Raw genomic sequence first — 16,803 nt, 5'->3', positions numbered from 1 at the left:
CAATGAGTACCGTCGATTTAGAATTACAAATTGCTGATGATGCCGCCGATAACTTGCCTGAAGAAAAGCAGTTTTTGGCGTGGGCGCAAGTTGCGGTATCCAAAGTGTTGCAGAGCACGAAGCCCGCTTCGTTAACCATTCGCATTGTATCTCGCGATGAAAGCCAAGAGCTGAATCATCAGTATCGTGGCAAGGCGCGTCCGACAAACGTCTTATCTTTCCCGTTTGAGTTGCCTCAAGGTTTGCCTCAGGACTTACTGCCCGAAGAGCGAATTCTGGGTGATTTAGCGGTGTGTGCAGAGGTCGTAGCGGCAGAAGCACAGCAACAGGATAAACTGTTACATGATCACTGGGCTCACATGGTGGTACACGGGTGCTTGCATTTATTAGGCTACGATCATATAAAAGATGAAGAAGCTGAGATCATGGAAGCGCTGGAAGCTGAGATTTTAGCTGGACTAGGGATAAGCAATCCCTATATCATTGAATAATCAATATTTTTAGTATGTTTTGGTAATTAGAGGACAAGATAAAGCGCCATGAGCGATGACAAACCTCCGTCGAGGAGCTTTCTTCAACGAATTTTCGATATTTTCCATTCTGAACCCCAAGATCGCCAGCAACTGGTGGAAGTGCTGCGGGTCGCAAAAGACGATAAATTAATTAAAACCGACTCCTTGGCGATGATGGAAGGGGTGTTGCAGGTCGCTGAAATGCAGGTGCGCGACATTATGATCCCGCGCTCGCAAATGAACGTGATCCATGAAGATGCGTCATTGCAGGAAATCTTGCCGATTGTCAGCGAAACCCGCCACTCGCGTTATCCAGTTGTGGGTGAAAACCGTGATGACATTGAAGGCATTATGCTGGCTAAAGAGCTGCTCAGTTATGCTTTTGATGAAGAAGGTCGTGAGAAGTTTGACATTAAAGACGTGTTGCGTCCGGCTTATATCATCCCGGAGAGTAAGCGCCTTGATATTTTGTTAACCGAGTTTCGTTCAAAGCGTAACCACATGGCGATCGTTGTGGATGAGTATGGCTGTGTATCTGGTTTAGTGACGATTGAAGATGTACTGGAACAAATCGTCGGCGACATTGAAGATGAGTTTGATATTGATGAAGAAGAAAGTAATATCAAGCTGCACTCGAATGGTGAATACATCATTAAAGCGCAAACAGATATTGAAGACTTTAATGAACGCCTAGGTTCGGACTTCCCAGATCAAGAGTTTGATACGATTGGTGGTCTGTTAGTCAACAAGTTTGGGCACATGCCTGAGCGTGATGAGACCATCAAGATGGGTGACTTCAAGTTCACAGTTTTAAATGCTGATCAGCGCCGAGTGCACCTACTTAGAGTGAAACCACTGGTGCAAGAGCAAACCAATTAAACCGTTAATCAATATAGAACAATTAGAGAGTTAACGATGACAGACAAATTTGCCAGTCCGAACGGCTGGCTGGCATTTTTTTTAGCCCTAATTTCAGGAGCCGTTTTTCCCTTAGCCTTCGCACCATTTGACTGGTGGCCTTTCGCGCTCTTTTCAATCGCGACCTTTTGGTGGCTGATCACCGATAAAACCCCCAAGAAAGCTTTTCGTCTCGGCTGGGCTTATGGCTTTGGCGTTTTCATCGCAGGGGTATCTTGGGTCTATGTTTCAATTAATACCTTTGGTAACGCATCTCCTACGCTAGCGGTCATACTGACTATCGTTTTTGCAGCTATATTGGCTTTATTTTACAGCCTGTTGGGCTGGGCGATGCAGAGGTTCTTCAGTAAGTACTCGCTCATCTCAAGAGTGCTATTATTCAGTATTATCTGGGTGGGGCTGGATATAGCCCGTGGCTCCGGTTTTGTTAGCTTTCCTTGGTTATACGCAGGTTACAGCCAAACAGAAGCCATTATGCAAGGTTTGGCTGGTTTCTTGGGTGTGCACGGCGTGACTTTGTTTGTAGTGATACTGAGTTGCCTGTTGGCAGAGGTCGTGTCGACTAAAGGCTATGGTCAGCAACGACGCTTTCTATTGCCTATTCTTGTGGTGTTGTTGATTCCTTTTATCGCGACATTACACATGTTCTCAAAAGAAGCGAACAAAGAGCAGACCTTAACACTAGCTTTGGTCCAGCCCAATGTTGATCAACACATCAAGTGGGATAGACGCTATTTTAGCGACATCATGTACGGTCTTTTTGAGCAGACGGAGCCTTACTGGGGTGCTGATTTGGTGGTGTGGCCTGAAGGCGGTATTCCATCATTTGAGAATAATGTTCCCGGAATTATGGCTGAGCTAGAAGAGAAGGCGAAGGATAGCGGTACAAACTTTATTACTGGCATTCCAATGTATGAGCCTGATAATCGTGAGGTGTATTACTCAGGAGTTAGGCTACTAGGGGATGAAAACCAAGCGTATCATAAGCAGCAGCTGGTGCCATTCGGTGAGTATATTCCTTTTACTGAGTTACTACGCGGCGCGATTGACTTCTTTGATTTGCCCATGTCGAGTTTTACGCCAGGCGACTCCGCTCAAGAGCCGCTGCGAACTCAGAAAGCAGCGCTAGTGCCTGCGATTTGTTACGAAATTGCCTTCTCGGGCTTGATCCAAAGTCTTGGTGAAAAGTCACAAGACCAATTTACCGCCATTCTAACCATCAGCAATGACACTTGGTTTGGCGACAGCTGGGGGCCATTGCAACACTTCCAGATCGCTCAAATGCGTGCCATCGAAACAGGACTTCCCGTGATTCGCGGCACTAATAACGGCCTAACAGCAGTCATCGCCTCAAACGGCCGCGTGATGGAACAAATCCCACGCTTTGAACGCAAAGTTCTTGCCGGCGCTTATCTTCTCGATAACAAACCTACCTGGTTCTTACAGTATGGGTACTGGACTTTATTGGTGTTAGTGATTGTTTTGTTGGGCGTGGCGTTTGGTTTGAGAAGATACACTTAATCATATAGGTTGGGTTAGTCGTTAGACGTAACCCAACAAAAACTTGTGATGGGTTAATCCATCCCATGAACTTTTTCAAAGGAAGCCTAATTCACTGTTATGGGATGGTTTTAACGTTCATTTTTTGACGAGCAAAAAACGAACCAAAAAACTCGCCCCAAAAGTTAGGCGCTAAAGCGCTTCCCTCATGATTCAAAATGACTAAACGTGCCGCAAAACGAAACTTCCCTGTTTCGTTTTTGCTAAATTGGGCTTTCCATGCCCAATTTACACTATCATTTGGAATCACTTGGCTAACTTTTACGGGGTAAGGGTGCGATAAACTTCTGGAGCGTAAATGAACAGGTTAGAAGTTGAAAGTTGGCTGTGGAGTACACTCAATGACTACCCCTATAAGAGGGACCAAGAAGACTTCTTAAACTTTCTGGATAGACAATCAAAGAAAATTGTTAAGCAGGATAGGCAAACTTTGCTATGTATTGTAAACGATTGGTTAGAAAGTGGTGATAAAACAAAGTTTTCATATGCGCTAGCTATGATCCAATCAAATAATCTTGTAGAAACGATAGAGTCGGTTAAGTTACAGGTAGTTAGGTATAAAGAGGAAGGTATTATTACCGAAGTCGAGTATCACTATTACGCTAATTATGTCCTTAATTTAGAAAAACATTAACCTTGTTGCTCTCCCCCCTGTCAGGTAACATTAACGGTTTGTAGTTTGAGGCTGTGCGGGGCTTTTAGCCTGTTTCCTCTTTATCCTATTTTATAAACAAAGATTTTCAGACAATGCAACTAACTGAGCACTACCAACCTTCTGAAATTGAAGGAAAAATTCAAGAGAAGTGGCAAAAAAATCAAACCTTTAAGGCGGTCGAAGACGCTTCGAAAGAGAAGTTTTACTGCCTGAGCATGTTCCCGTATCCGAGTGGTCGATTACACATGGGCCACGTTCGTAACTATACCATCGGTGATGTGGTGTCGCGTTTCCAGCGTATGCAGGGTAAAAATGTGATGCAGCCGTTTGGTTGGGATGCCTTTGGTTTGCCTGCTGAAAATGCGGCGGTGAAGAATAATGCGTCGCCTGCACCTTGGACTTACGAAAATATCGAATACATGAAAGGTCAGTTGCAGACGTTAGGCTTTGCTTTTGACTGGGACCGTGAGTTTGCGACCTGCCAACCTGAGTATTATCGCTGGGAGCAGTGGTTTTTCACTAAGCTCTACGAAAAAGGTTTGGTTTATAAAAAGACCTCGTCGGTTAACTGGTGTCCGAATGACCAGACGGTACTGGCTAACGAGCAAGTTATCGATGGCACTTGCTGGCGCTGTGATACGCCGGTTGAGCAGAAAGAGATCCCTCAGTGGTTTATTAAAATCACGGACTATGCGGAAGAGCTGTTAGACGATATCGAGAAGCTTGAAGGCTGGCCTGACATGGTGAAAACCATGCAGAAGAACTGGATTGGTCGTTCGGAAGGCGTTGAGGTAGAGTTCGACTTTGATCAAGGCGACAACTTGCGTGTTTATACCACGCGCCCAGACACTTTGTATGGCGTCACTTACCTTGCGGTTGCGGCGGGACACCCGATTGCAGCGATGGCCGCTGAGAAGAATGATGAGCTTGCTGACTTTGTACACGAGTGCAAAAACAGCAAGGTTTCAGAAGCCGAGATGGCGACCATGGAAAAGAAAGGTATGGCGACCGGCTTGTACGCCAAGCATCCGTTAACCGGCAAAGAGGTACCGATTTGGGTCGCGAACTTTGTGTTGATGGATTATGGCACCGGCGCAGTGATGGCAGTTCCAGCACACGACCAACGTGATTATGAATTTGCGACAAAATACGGCATTGATAAAGCCGAGGTGGTGAAGCCAGCTGATGGCTCTGAGCTAGATATTAGTGAAGCGGCTTATACCGAAAAAGGTATCGTGATTAATTCGGGCGAATTTTCTGAGATGCCTTTCGATAAAGCCTTTGATGCCATTGCAGAAAAATTAGAGTCGATCGGTAAAGGTAATAAAACCGTTAACTATCGTCTGCGTGACTGGGGCGTTTCGCGTCAACGTTATTGGGGCGCGCCAATCCCGATGGTGAATATGCCAGACGGCTCAGTGGTTCCTGCACCAGAAGATCAACTGCCGGTTCGTTTGCCAGAAGATGTGAAGATGGATGGCGTGACCAGTCCGCTCAACACGGACGACGAGTGGAAAAAAGCGGTGATTGATGGTGTTGAGGGAATTCGAGAAACGGATACTTTTGATACCTTTATGGAATCGAGCTGGTACTACGCACGCTTTACTTGCCCAAATTACGAAGACGGCATGCTTGATCCTGAGAAGGCCAATCATTGGCTGCCGGTGGATCAGTATATTGGTGGTATTGAACACGCTACCATGCACTTGTTGTATTTCCGTTTCTTCCACAAGTTGTTGCGTGACATGGGTTTGGTCAATTCTGACGAGCCTGCAAAAAAACTATTGTGTCAGGGCATGGTGCTAGCTGACGCTTATTACTATGTGGATGACAAAGGTGCGCGTCACTGGGTGTCGCCGCTAGAAGTCGAAGTGGTCGAGCGTGACGATAAAGGTCATATTGTTAAAGCGGTCGATAAAGACGGCAATGAAGTGACCCACGCTGGCATGACCAAAATGTCGAAGTCGAAGAACAATGGTATCGATCCGCAATCGATGGTCGAACAGTATGGCGCAGACACCATGCGTTTATACACCATGTTCGCGTCGCCGCCGGATCAGTCATTGGAGTGGCAAGACTCTGCGGTAGAAGGTTCGCTGCGTTTCTTACGCCGTTTGTGGAAAATGGTGCAGTCGCATCAGCAGAAAGGTGCCGTAAGTCCGCTAGACGCTTCAAGTCTGAACAGCGACCAAAAAGCTTTGCGCCGTAAAACACATGAAACTATCGCTAAAGTCACGGACGATTATGATCGTCGCTTTACCTTTAATACAGCGATTGCAGCGGTAATGGAACTGCTGAATCACGCGGGCAAAGCCGAAGAAATGTCAGAGCAGGACCGAGCGGTGTTGCATGAAGCGTTAGAAACGGCTGTGTTATTGCTGGCTCCAATCGTGCCGCACGTTTGTTCTGAGTTGTGGGCAGCTCTTGGTGAGTTGGTTAATGATAATGACCGCGCCGATGTGGTTGATGCCAAGTGGCCTAAAGCGGACAAGTCAGCTATGGTGCAAGATGAAAAGTTGATCGTGGTTCAGGTCAACGGCAAAGTTCGTGCCAAAATCACCGTGTCAGCCAGTGCATCGAAAGAAGAAATTGAAGCCTTGGCACTGGAGGACGAACACGTGGTGAAGTTTACTGAAGGTAATACCATTCGCAAAGTGATTGTCGTTCCGGGTAAACTGGTTAATATTGTTGCTAATTAATGGTAACTGCACTAATGGTAACTATAGAAAGTTAAACGCGAATAGTAGGATGTTAATGAATACACGTTTATTACTGATGGTGATTGTCTTGAGTGGTTTGTTAACGGCTTGTGGCTTTCACCTGCGTGGCGCTGGAACTGATCTGGATGGAGCCAACGTTTGGTTATTGAGTAAAACCCCTAATGCGGATTTTGAGCGAACGTTGAAACAACGCCTGGCCTACCAAGGGGCTAACCTAGTGGATGCTGCTGAAGATTCACAGATGCAGTTGGCTATTGTTGGATATAACACTGAAAAGCGTACAGTAGCTCGTGATAGTTTTGGGCGTGCCAGTGAGTTGGAATTGATTTTTACGCTGAAATATCAGCTTCTAACGCCGCACATGGTGACTGAGGGGGAGCCGGAAACGCAAACTCTTAACAGTCGCCGTGAATTTGCTTATCAGAGAACGCTGGAGTCAGGGCAAGTGAATGAGCAGCAACGCTTAATCGACGATATGCATCAAGGTGTGATCAATCGCCTGTTATTACAGATGGCGACAACGTTACACTTGAAACCTAACTCTTAACACATTTATGCCAAGGCAAACGTGAAAGTTTATCCTGAGAAATTACAGCAAGCGCTTCACCAAAATTTTCCAGTCTATCTAGTGGCTGGCGATGAGCCTTGGCAAAAAATGGAGGCCGCCGATCAGATACGTGCTCACTGTAAAAAGCAGGGCATATTAGAACGTCAAATCATTGAAGACACCAATGCCGCAAACCCACTGACGGATCAAGCCGGAACCATGTCGCTGTTCGCCGAAAGCCGTTTGCTTGAATGGCGATTTGATAAGTCCATAAAAAAAGCTCAAGGCGAAGCGATTCAAAGCTTTATCAATAGTCAGCCAAGTGATGTTCTCTTAATTACGGCGCCAAAGCTTTCCAACGAAAAGCGCACCTCGTGGTTTAAAACGCTAGAGCAAGCGGGCATCGTGGTCGAGGTCTGGCCGATCCCTGCGGAGCGGCTAGGCGGTTGGTTACGTCAGCGAGCGACGAATCTTAATGTGCAGCTCGATAACGACGCCGTACAAGTATTAATCGAGCGTTGTGAGGGGAATCTACTAGCGGCGCATCAAGACCTGCAGATGTTATCGTTGCTAGCTGAAGGTAACGTGATCACCGGCGACAATATCCGCCAGTATGTCGGTGAAAACGCGCGCTACTCGACGTTTGAGCTGGGCGATGCCTGTTTAGCGGGCCAAGCCGATCGTGCCTTGCGTATGCTGGCCAGTATTGAGGCCGAAGGAACTTATCCTTTGCCCATCGTTAACCAGTTATTGCGCGAATGCCAAAGTCTTGCCAAATGGTCAGAAGACATTGCAGCAGGCAGCTCAATTCCAGAAATTTTCAAGGCTAACCGTGTCTGGCCCAAAAAACAGAAAGTGTTACAGGTGGCTCTAAGCAAGGGCAGCGTCAAAAAATGGTACGCCATGATTCAGCGCTTAACCATGATTGATAAAGGTGTTAAAGGGCAAGCGGATATTGATGTGTGGCAAGAGTTATCCTACGTGGTGTGCTTAATCGCAGGTGTTAATCCGTTCCGTTCTAAGAGCAAACCGACTCAGCAAAAACCATCTCAGGCTGCTGCAGAAGGTTTGAGTGATTTGAAAAAAGCCTTTGGCATGTCGTGAGTCGTGACAGATGAGTAAGTCCTTCTCTACAGATAAGTCAATCCATATCATCCTCGGTGGAACCTTTGATCCTGTGCATTTTGGACATCTGCGAATGACCCAAGAAATGCTCAATCGCTTCCCTGCGGCAAAGGTCTCTTTGATGCCAGCCGCTTATCCGCCACACCGACCACAACCAGGTGCTTCACCACAACAGAGGATCGAGATGTTGCAGTTGGTGGTGGGAAAATACCCACAGTTAAGCGTGGATACTCGAGAATTAGAACGCGAAGAACCGAGCTATAGCGTGGTGACGCTCCGCGAAATTCGCGAGGAGATCGGCGAAGATTGCTTGGTATTTTTGATGGGTACTGATGCATTTGCCAAACTTAATGAGTGGTATGAATGGCAAGAGCTCATCACGCTAACCAATATTTTAGTGGTTGGTCGCCCTAGCAGTCAGTTACCGAGTGATGGCGAAGTGGCTGAGTTTTATGAGCGATACGCTATCGCTGATTTAGACGAATTGCCTGAACACCGCTCCGGAAAGGTTGGCTTTTGCCAAATGCCACAACTGGATATTTCATCGACCTATATTCGAGAGCAAATAAATCAAGGCTTTTCGCCCCGATTCCTATTACCTGATGCTATAATAGACTACATGAATCAGCATGGCCTATATGGCTTAAACCCTAACAATTAAGGTAATCAATGCAAGTCGAGCAATTAAAGAACGTTGTTGTTGAACAGCTAGAGGATTTAAAAGCTAAAGAAATCAGTGTGTTAGATGTTAGAGAACTGAGCACTGTCACGGATTATATGATTGTCGCTAGCGGTACCTCAAATCGTCACGTTAAGTCGGTAGCGCATAACCTGATCAGTGAAATGAAAGACCTTGGCCAGCAGCCGCTGGGCGTTGAAGGTGATGACGTTGCTGAGTGGGTGCTGGTTGATTTAGGTGATGTGGTGGTTCATATCATGCTGGCACAGACGCGAGATTTTTATCAGCTCGAAAAACTGTGGGATCCTAACTGGAAAGAAGCTCGTACGCAGTAATTTACTGAGTGCCTTCGATGCAGTTACGTTTAATCACCGTCGGGCAAAAAATGCCCAGTTGGGTCGAGCAGGGGTATGATGAGTATGCTCGTCGTTTCCCTAGAGATTTTCAGCTGGAACTGATCGAGGTTCCAGCGGTCAAACGCGGTAAGAACGCGGATATCGCACGGTTAACCGATAAAGAAGGCGAAGCCATGTTGTCACACGTATCGAGTGGTGACTGGGTTATTGCTTTAGATGTGAAGGGGAAGCAACTTTCTACTCCACAACTTGCGCAGCAAATTGAACACTGGCAACAGCATCACCCGAGTGTGGTGTTATTTGTGGGTGGTCCAGAAGGGTTGGCGCCAGCTTGTCTGGAAAGAGCCAACCAAAAAGTTTCTTTGTCGAATCTGACGTTCCCGCACCCTTTGGTTCGAGTGATCATTGCTGAGTCGCTTTACCGCGCTTGGTCAGTAACCGTGAATCACCCGTACCACCGAGAATAATAGACAATACTTAAGGTCCGTAAACGACCCAATCACGTAATATGTTAAAACGTCGCGAAGCCATAAAAGATGTCGGTCGAGAAACTTCTATGTTTTTCGTTCGTTGCGTGATCGCGTTAGGTATTGTTATTGGCCTGATGATTTTTCTGCTGGTTCGTGAATTCAAGCTACAAGTCGTAGACCATAAAAAATATCAAACCCAATCTGAGAACAACCGTATTCGAGTACAGCCAATCGCGCCAGTTCGAGGGTTAATTTATGATCAGACAGGTCAGTTACTAGCGCAGAACCGCTCGATCTTTGCTTTAGAGATTGTTCCCGAACAGGTAGACAACATGCAGGATACGGTAAGCCGACTGCGTGAAATGTTTGATATTACCGATGAGCAGGTGGATAAGTTTTTAGAGCAGGTGAAGTTCCGACCTAAGTTTAACTCCTACGCTATAAAAACTAACCTCAATGAAGAAGAAGTCGCCGTTTTCTCTGCCAACCAACACTTTTTCCCCGGTGTCAGTGTTGAAGCGCGACTTGAGCGCTACTATCCGCCTGGAGCGAGTTTAGTGCATGTGTTGGGGCGCATGGGGGCTATTACCCAAGAAGACCTCATCAGGATGGATGAGAAAGATCTGGCCGAAAACAAAGAGGTTGGAACCACTCGCCAGCGATACGCTGCTACAGGAAAAATGGGCAAGTTGGGTTTGGAGCGAAACTATGAAGACCGGCTGCACGGTGAAGTTGGTAGCGAAAAAGTAGAAACTGACGTTAGAGGACGAATTGTTCGCGTGCTTGAGCGGCAAGAGCCACAGGCCGGCGACGATTTGCACTTGTATCTACACCTTGGTCTGCAAAGAAAAATTACTGAGCTGATGCAAGAAAAGGGCGTTCGTGGTGCGGTGGTTGCTGTTGAGCCGTCTACCGGTGGTGTGTTGGCGATGGTCAGCCAGCCTGCTTACGACCCAAATATTTTTACTGGTGGTATTTCTAATAAAGATTACCAAAAATTATTGACCCCTGAGCGCCCTCTCTATAACCGTGCGGTTCAGGGAACTTACCCGCCAGCTTCAACGATAAAACCACATCTTGCCTTTCTTGGACTGAAAGAAGGGGTGATCACGCCCAATACACGAATTGCCGATCCAGGGTGGTTTTCGTTGCCGAATAATGATCACCGCTACCGAGATTGGAAAGCGTGGGGACATGGCGCAACTGTTGACGTGATGCAGGCTATAGTCGAGTCTTGCGATACGTTTTTCTATGACTTATCAGTCAGAATTGGCATTAACCGAATCTATGAAGGAATGACGCAGTTTGGCTTCGGGCAAAAAACAGGAATTGATATCGTCGAAGAAAAAGTAGGTATTATGCCGTCGCGTACCTGGAAAAAATCAGCTCGCGGCGAACCCTGGTATAACGGAGATACGGTTAATATAGGTATTGGGCAAGGGTTTTGGACCGTTACACCATTGCAGTTAGCGAACGCTACTGCGGTATTAGCGAACGACGGTATTCGATTTAATTTGCAGCTGGTTAAAGAGTTTGCACAGGGCAATCGGTTTGAGGCCAATACGCCAGTGATGGCTTACCATCAAATTGATACGGGCGACGGTAGTTGGCTTGATCTAGTTAAAGACAGTATGAAAAAAGTGACCGAGCCTCCGCGTGGTACGGCAAGAAGCGCTTTTGACGATGCAGAGTACATCGCTGCCGGTAAGACTGGTACGGCGCAGGTGAAAAGTATTGCGCAAGATGAAGAGTATGATGCCACAAAAATAGCAGAAAAATTCCATGATAATGCCCTATTTATCGGTTACGCTCCTTTTGAGCAGCCGAAGATCGCCTTGGCGGTGATGATGGAAAATGCCGGTGGCGGTGGCTCTAACGCCGCGCCTTTAGCCCGCCAGATCATGGATTACTATTTATTAGAAGCTTTGCAGCTGAACCAGAAGGGCGAGCAAGCTAACCACGAGGAGAGCAATGATGGCGCTGCGAACTAGTGCGGCAAACACCCATAAAGCGCGCAGAAGTTTGCTCTGGCGCTTGCACATTGACGCCCCCTTGTTGCTAGGGTTGTTGGCATTAATGGCGTTCAGTTTGCTCGTGGTTTATAGCGCCGGTGGTGAGAGTCTGGCTCTAGTCGAGCGCCAAGTCATACGCTTTGGTGCGGGATTGGTAATCATGCTGCTTTTAGCTCAAGTGGCGCCAAGAACTTTGAAAGAGTGGGCGCCCCTATTTTTTGTGGTTGGCATAGGGTTTTTATTGGCGGTGCTGTTTTTTGGTGAGTCGAGTAAGGGTGCGCAGCGTTGGATAGATGTCGGAGTTCGTTTCCAACCCTCGGAAATCATGAAGTTAGCCGTCCCTATCATGGTTGCAGCTTATTTAGCGGATAAAGCCCTGCCACCTAGCTTTAAGCACTTGGTCATCAGCTTAGCGTTGGTCATCGCACCAACCGTGCTGATTATGATTCAGCCGGATTTGGGAACGTCACTTTTAATCGCGGCATCTGGTTTTTTTGTGATTTTCTTTGCGGGTTTACGTTGGCGCTATATTCTTGGTGCTTTGGGTATCGGCATGATATTGGCGCCGATTATGTGGTATTTCACTATGGAGGAATACCAAAAGGGCAGGGTATTAACCTTTCTGAATCCAGAAAGTGACCCGTTAGGCTCGGGTTACCATATTATCCAGTCCCAGATTGCGATTGGTTCTGGCGGTATTTACGGTAAAGGTTGGTTAAATGGCACCCAATCACAGTTAGAGTTTTTGCCAGAGCGCCATACGGACTTTATCTTTGCGGTTCTAGGCGAAGAGTTTGGTTTGATCGGCATTATAATTTTGTTAGCGCTCTATCTGTTTGTGATATGGCGCGGACTGTATATTAGTTTACAGGGACAGGATAGTTTTAGTCGTTTGTTGGGTGCGGCACTAACACTCACATTTTTTGTTTATTTGTTCGTAAATATCGGCATGGTCAGTGGTTTGTTACCGGTGGTCGGGTTACCATTACCGTTGATTAGCTATGGCGGGACCTCGATTGTGACCTTGATGGCAAGCTTTGGGATATTAATGTCTATCCAAACCCATCGAAGGCTTCATTCGGCTTAAAATATGATCAATTTTTGCTGACAACAAAAGATAACTGGCTCCAGGAGAGTTCAATGAAAAAAATACTAGCAACAGTGTTACTGACTTCAGGACTTGGCTTGTTTGGTGCTGCAGCGCATGCTGGCGAAGCGCCCACTGAAAAAGAAGCCTTTGCCAAATTTATGGAGAAAGAGCATGGTTTTACTGCGGACTATGTGACTGCAATGTTAAGCAAGGCTAAGAAGAGTCAAAAAATCCTTGATTTGATCAGTAGCCCTGCGGAAGGCAAAGACTGGTATGAGTATCGTCCAATTTTTATTGAACAAAGCCGTATTAAGTTAGGTGTTGAGTTTTTAGAAGAAAATAAAGAGTTACTTGAAAAAGCAGAAAAAGACTTCCAAGTACCCGCTGAAATTATTACAGCGATCATCGGTGTGGAAACCAAGTATGGGCGAATCCAAGGAAACGATTCAGTGCTTGATGCTCTTAACACATTAGCGTTCCACTACCCTAAGCGCGCAAAGTTTTTTGCCGGCGAACTCGCAGAGTATTTTGTACTCGCGCGTGAACAAGGTTGGAAGATGGATGAGCCAAAAGGTTCTTATGCTGGCGCCATGGGAATGGGGCAGTTTATCCCAACGTCATACCGTCATTACACAGTGGACTTTGATGGTGATGGAAAAATTAACTTATTCGAGAGTAAAGCTGACGCGATAGGTAGCGTGGCAAATTATTTTAAAGTACACGGCTGGCGAATGGGTGAGCCTGTAGCTGAGTTTGTTGACGTTGACGACTCGATGGCTCAGCAGTTCAAGAATGATCAATTGAAACCGAAGTTCACGGTTGCAGAGCTAAAAAAAGCAGGTTTAGAGTATCAAGGCAAGGCTGACGAAAAGGACATCACGGGTATTTATCATTATAAGCAAGAAGATCGTTATGATTATTGGCTTGGGTTTCACAACTTTTATGTGATTACTCGATATAATCGTAGCCCAATGTATGCGATGGCAGTGTACCAGCTGAGCCAAGAAATTAAGGCTGAGTATGATGTTAAGCAACAAAAGGCATTAGCTGCAGAGCAAACCACAAAAAGTAGCAAGTCATAAGCTGTTTAGGTAGAACAATGGTATTAAAACAGATAACACAATTGATTAGCGCATTAACCTTATTGGGCGTGTTAAGCGCCTGTACGACGACCACTGGAGGCAGTACGTCCGATGACGAGGCGCCCGCATATGGTAGCGCTGCGGATCGCAAAATCCCTGATTATGCGCCGGATGGCACAGCAAGTTCGTTTCAAGATGGCCCGATAACTGAACCAACGCCTCGGGTAGAAAAAAAAAGTCCGTTTGGTAACCCGCCTTACTATGAAGTCGATGGCGTCGTTTATCACGTGTTATCGAGCGGTGTCGGCCATAAAGAAGTCGGTACTGCGAGTTGGTATGGACAAAAGTTTCATGGGCGACGGACGTCATCAGGTGAGGTGTATGATATGTATCAGTACACGGCGGCTCATAAAACGTTACCATTGCCAAGCTATGCTCGCGTGACAAATATCGATACTGGCGATTCAGTGATTGTAAAAATCAATGATCGCGGGCCTTTTGTCAGTGATCGAATTATTGACTTATCTTATGCCGCTGCAAAAAAATTGGGTTATGACCACCGTGGAACAGCTCAGGTTGAAGTTGAAGTATTGGCATCTCCTGGCGGCCCGCAAAAAGAAGCAACATCTGATGGCGAGCTTGAAATTCCGCCAATGGAGCAGCAACAGGACAATGCAAAGTTGTATGTGCAAGTTGGTGCTTTTGCTGACGAGATGCGCGCTGATACATTAGCCGCTCGTTTGCGAGAGTTTTTCCGCCAGCCGATTAGCTTGACGCCAATTGATGTCAACGGGCAACGTTTACAACGTGTCCGCATTGGCCCCTTGGAAGATGCTCGTGCGGCTGAAGCGATTCTGTCGCAGTTAAAGCAATACAGTTTTGGTTCGCCGCGTGTCGTAACCGACGAATAAACCTTTGAATTTGATAATTGATTAAGTAGATAGTATTAAAATGATGAAGCGTAATTTTTTAAACATTGTAATGATAGGCCTGGTTTTGTTGACGCTTACCGGTGTTGCGCAAGCAATTCAACCGGCAAAGCCGAGCGTGGACGCTAGCTCGTGGTTATTAATGGATTATGAAACAGGCCAGATTATTCAGGAAGAAAATGCGGATCAGCAGCTGCCACCTGCTAGCTTGACCAAAATGATGACCAGCTACATCATCGCTGATCAATTGCATAAAGGTAATATTAACAACGAAGACAAAGTGCTGATTAGTGAGAATGCTTGGGCACAGAATCCAAAGCTTAGAGGCAGTTCTTTGATGTTCGTTGAAGTTAACAAGTATGTCACGGTTGAAGACTTGCATCGTGGGATCGTAATTCAATCGGGTAATGATGCGAGTATCGCCATGGCTGAGCATATTGCCGGTAGTGAAGAAGCCTTCGCAGACCTGATGAACCAGTATGCAAAGCGTCTGGGGATGGCGAGCACTCACTTTATGAATAGCACAGGCTTACCGCATGAGCAGCACCAGACCACAGCGCGTGACTTGGCTAAGTTAGCACGTGCGTTAATTACCGACTTCCCAGAAGACTACAGCTTGTATGCGGAGAGAGAGTTCCAATACAACGGAATTACGCAGCAAAATCGAAATGAACTGCTGGGTGACACCACATTAGGCGTTGACGGTATTAAAACGGGTCATACTGAAGCTGCAGGCTACTGCTTAGTGTCTTCTGCTGAGAAAAAAGGCATGCGTTTGATTTCCGTGATCATGGGGACGGACAGCATGAGTGCTCGCGCGAGTGAAAGTCGCAAGCTCCTAAACTATGGTTTCCGATTCTATACTAACGTCAAAGCGTTTGCGGCGGGTAAGCCGTTAAAGCAGGCTGAGGTTTGGAAAGGCGAGGAAGAGGAAGTCGCCGTGGGTTTGGCGCAAGATGCAGTGTTAACCGTATTGAAAAGTGAAAAAGATCAACTGAAAGCCAATTATAAACTGAACGGAAAGCTAATGGCTCCAATCCAAAAAGGGCAAGTCGTTGGTGAAGTTTACTTCCAAATGGGCGATAAAGTCGTCAAGCGTATGCCGATGGTGGCCTTAGGCAGCGTCGAAGAAGCAGGCTTTTTTGGTCGAATGTGGGATTCGATGGCGCTATGGTTTGAAGACTAAAATGTGACGATTAGGGTCTTGAAGACTCGATCGCAATAAGTGATAACTGATTGATATAAGATGGATGTATGACGGTAGCCTACTTAAACGGTAAGTTCCAAAATCTTGAACAAGCAACAGTCCCGGTCTTAGATCGGGGCTTTTTGTTTGGAGACGGGGTCTATGAGGTGATTCCTGTCTATGCCGGAAAACCTTTCCGTTTTTCGAGTCATATCAAACGCTTACATAAAAGTCTGTCGGCAATTTTGATGTCCATAGAGGTGTCTGAAGAGGAGTGGTTATCGATTTGCCAGGAGCTTATCGCACATAATCAATTCGATAATGCGTCAATTTACCTTCAAGTAACGCGCGGTAGTTATATTGACCGGCACCATGACATTCCAACATTGGATACACCGACTATCTTCGCCATGATATCGCCGCTACCACCTGTAAAGAAAGAATGGCAAGTCTCTGATATTAAAAGCTATTCCGTCATTACTAAGGAAGATATTCGTTGGCAGCGCTGTGACATTAAAGCCATCACTTTGCTTGCGAACTGTATGTTAAAACAGATGGCGCTTGAATCTGGCGCGGACGACACCATATTAGTGCGAAATGGCGAAGCGAGTGAAGCTACCTCAAGCAACCTGTTTATTGTGCGTGATGGTGTTATCATTACGCCGCCGTTGAGTGAGCATTTACTGGCAGGCGTCACACGCGAGTTCATTTTAGCCCTAGCAAAGCGACATGGTATTGGCTATGAAGAGCGAGCGATTCCTGAACATGAGTTAGAGCTAGCCGATGAAGTTTGGTTGACCAGCTCGACCAAGGAAATCCGCCCAGTGATAAAAGTAAATGATGTTACAATAGGCGAGGGCGTTGCAGGACCAGTGTGGCGCCGAATGTATCAATATTATCAAGAGCTGAAAGAGCAGCTGTATTTAGGCGAGATAAGTGGTGAGACAATTTAGTGGTGGAGC

The 16,803-nt window shown here is 46.4% G+C and carries 16 protein-coding genes; all 16 read left to right on the top strand.

What is annotated here, in order from left to right; translation table 11 throughout:
• Positions 1-2 precede the first annotated feature (2 nt).
• Complete coding sequence (gene ybeY / locus KFK88_RS00390; protein ID WP_223576680.1) at positions 3-491, top strand: rRNA maturation RNase YbeY; 489 nt, start codon at positions 3-5, stop codon at positions 489-491.
• A gap of 48 nt (positions 492-539) precedes the next feature.
• Positions 540-1,391 carry an HlyC/CorC family transporter gene (locus KFK88_RS00385; protein ID WP_223576679.1) on the top strand — a complete coding sequence of 284 codons (852 nt, stop codon included), beginning with the start codon at positions 540-542 and terminating at the stop codon, positions 1,389-1,391.
• A gap of 36 nt (positions 1,392-1,427) precedes the next feature.
• Entirely contained in the window at positions 1,428-2,951 is a 1,524-nt protein-coding gene (gene lnt, locus KFK88_RS00380; RefSeq protein WP_223576678.1) for an apolipoprotein N-acyltransferase, read from the top strand.
• Between the two features lie 337 nt (positions 2,952-3,288).
• Complete coding sequence (locus KFK88_RS00375; RefSeq protein WP_223576677.1) at positions 3,289-3,624, top strand: hypothetical protein; 336 nt, start codon at positions 3,289-3,291, stop codon at positions 3,622-3,624.
• Positions 3,625-3,737: 113 nt separating this feature from the next.
• Entirely contained in the window at positions 3,738-6,344 is a 2,607-nt protein-coding gene (leuS, locus tag KFK88_RS00370; protein WP_223576676.1) for a leucine--tRNA ligase, read from the top strand.
• A 55-nt stretch (positions 6,345-6,399) separates the two neighbouring features.
• Positions 6,400-6,912, top strand: a complete 513-nt coding sequence (locus KFK88_RS00365; RefSeq protein WP_223576675.1) for an LPS-assembly lipoprotein LptE — start codon at positions 6,400-6,402, stop codon at positions 6,910-6,912.
• Between the two features lie 21 nt (positions 6,913-6,933).
• The gene (holA, locus tag KFK88_RS00360; RefSeq protein ID WP_223576674.1) at positions 6,934-8,016 is read left to right on the top strand and encodes a DNA polymerase III subunit delta; all 1,083 of its coding nucleotides are present in this window, start codon (positions 6,934-6,936) and stop codon (positions 8,014-8,016) included.
• A 10-nt stretch (positions 8,017-8,026) separates the two neighbouring features.
• On the top strand, positions 8,027-8,698 hold the full coding sequence (gene nadD / locus KFK88_RS00355) for a nicotinate-nucleotide adenylyltransferase (RefSeq protein WP_223576673.1): 672 nt from the start codon (positions 8,027-8,029) through the stop codon (positions 8,696-8,698).
• 8 nt (positions 8,699-8,706) lie between these two features.
• Entirely contained in the window at positions 8,707-9,051 is a 345-nt protein-coding gene (rsfS, locus tag KFK88_RS00350; protein ID WP_223576672.1) for a ribosome silencing factor, read from the top strand.
• A 17-nt stretch (positions 9,052-9,068) separates the two neighbouring features.
• Positions 9,069-9,539, top strand: coding sequence for a 23S rRNA (pseudouridine(1915)-N(3))-methyltransferase RlmH (gene rlmH / locus KFK88_RS00345; protein WP_223576671.1), 471 nt, complete (start codon positions 9,069-9,071; stop codon positions 9,537-9,539).
• Between the two features lie 41 nt (positions 9,540-9,580).
• Positions 9,581-11,533, top strand: a complete 1,953-nt coding sequence (mrdA, locus tag KFK88_RS00340; protein ID WP_223576670.1) for a penicillin-binding protein 2 — start codon at positions 9,581-9,583, stop codon at positions 11,531-11,533.
• Complete coding sequence (gene rodA / locus KFK88_RS00335; protein WP_223577649.1) at positions 11,517-12,641, top strand: rod shape-determining protein RodA; 1,125 nt, start codon at positions 11,517-11,519, stop codon at positions 12,639-12,641. Before mrdA ends, rodA begins: the two co-directional genes overlap by 17 nt.
• A gap of 53 nt (positions 12,642-12,694) precedes the next feature.
• On the top strand, positions 12,695-13,726 hold the full coding sequence (gene mltB / locus KFK88_RS00330) for a lytic murein transglycosylase B (protein ID WP_223576669.1): 1,032 nt from the start codon (positions 12,695-12,697) through the stop codon (positions 13,724-13,726).
• A gap of 17 nt (positions 13,727-13,743) precedes the next feature.
• The gene (locus tag KFK88_RS00325) at positions 13,744-14,637 is read left to right on the top strand and encodes a septal ring lytic transglycosylase RlpA family protein (protein WP_223576668.1); all 894 of its coding nucleotides are present in this window, start codon (positions 13,744-13,746) and stop codon (positions 14,635-14,637) included.
• 43 nt (positions 14,638-14,680) lie between these two features.
• Positions 14,681-15,841: a D-alanyl-D-alanine carboxypeptidase family protein gene (locus KFK88_RS00320; protein ID WP_396326639.1), complete on the top strand. Its 1,161-nt coding sequence runs from the start codon at positions 14,681-14,683 to the stop codon at positions 15,839-15,841.
• Positions 15,842-15,909: 68 nt separating this feature from the next.
• Positions 15,910-16,794: an aminotransferase class IV gene (locus tag KFK88_RS00315; RefSeq protein WP_223576666.1), complete on the top strand. Its 885-nt coding sequence runs from the start codon at positions 15,910-15,912 to the stop codon at positions 16,792-16,794.
• Positions 16,795-16,803: the final 9 nt, after the last annotated feature.

The sequence above is a fragment of the Kangiella taiwanensis genome (genome assembly GCF_020005165.1).
Lineage (GTDB): Bacteria > Pseudomonadota > Gammaproteobacteria > Enterobacterales > Kangiellaceae > Kangiella > Kangiella taiwanensis.
This window is presented reverse-complemented; position numbering and strand designations above follow the sequence as displayed.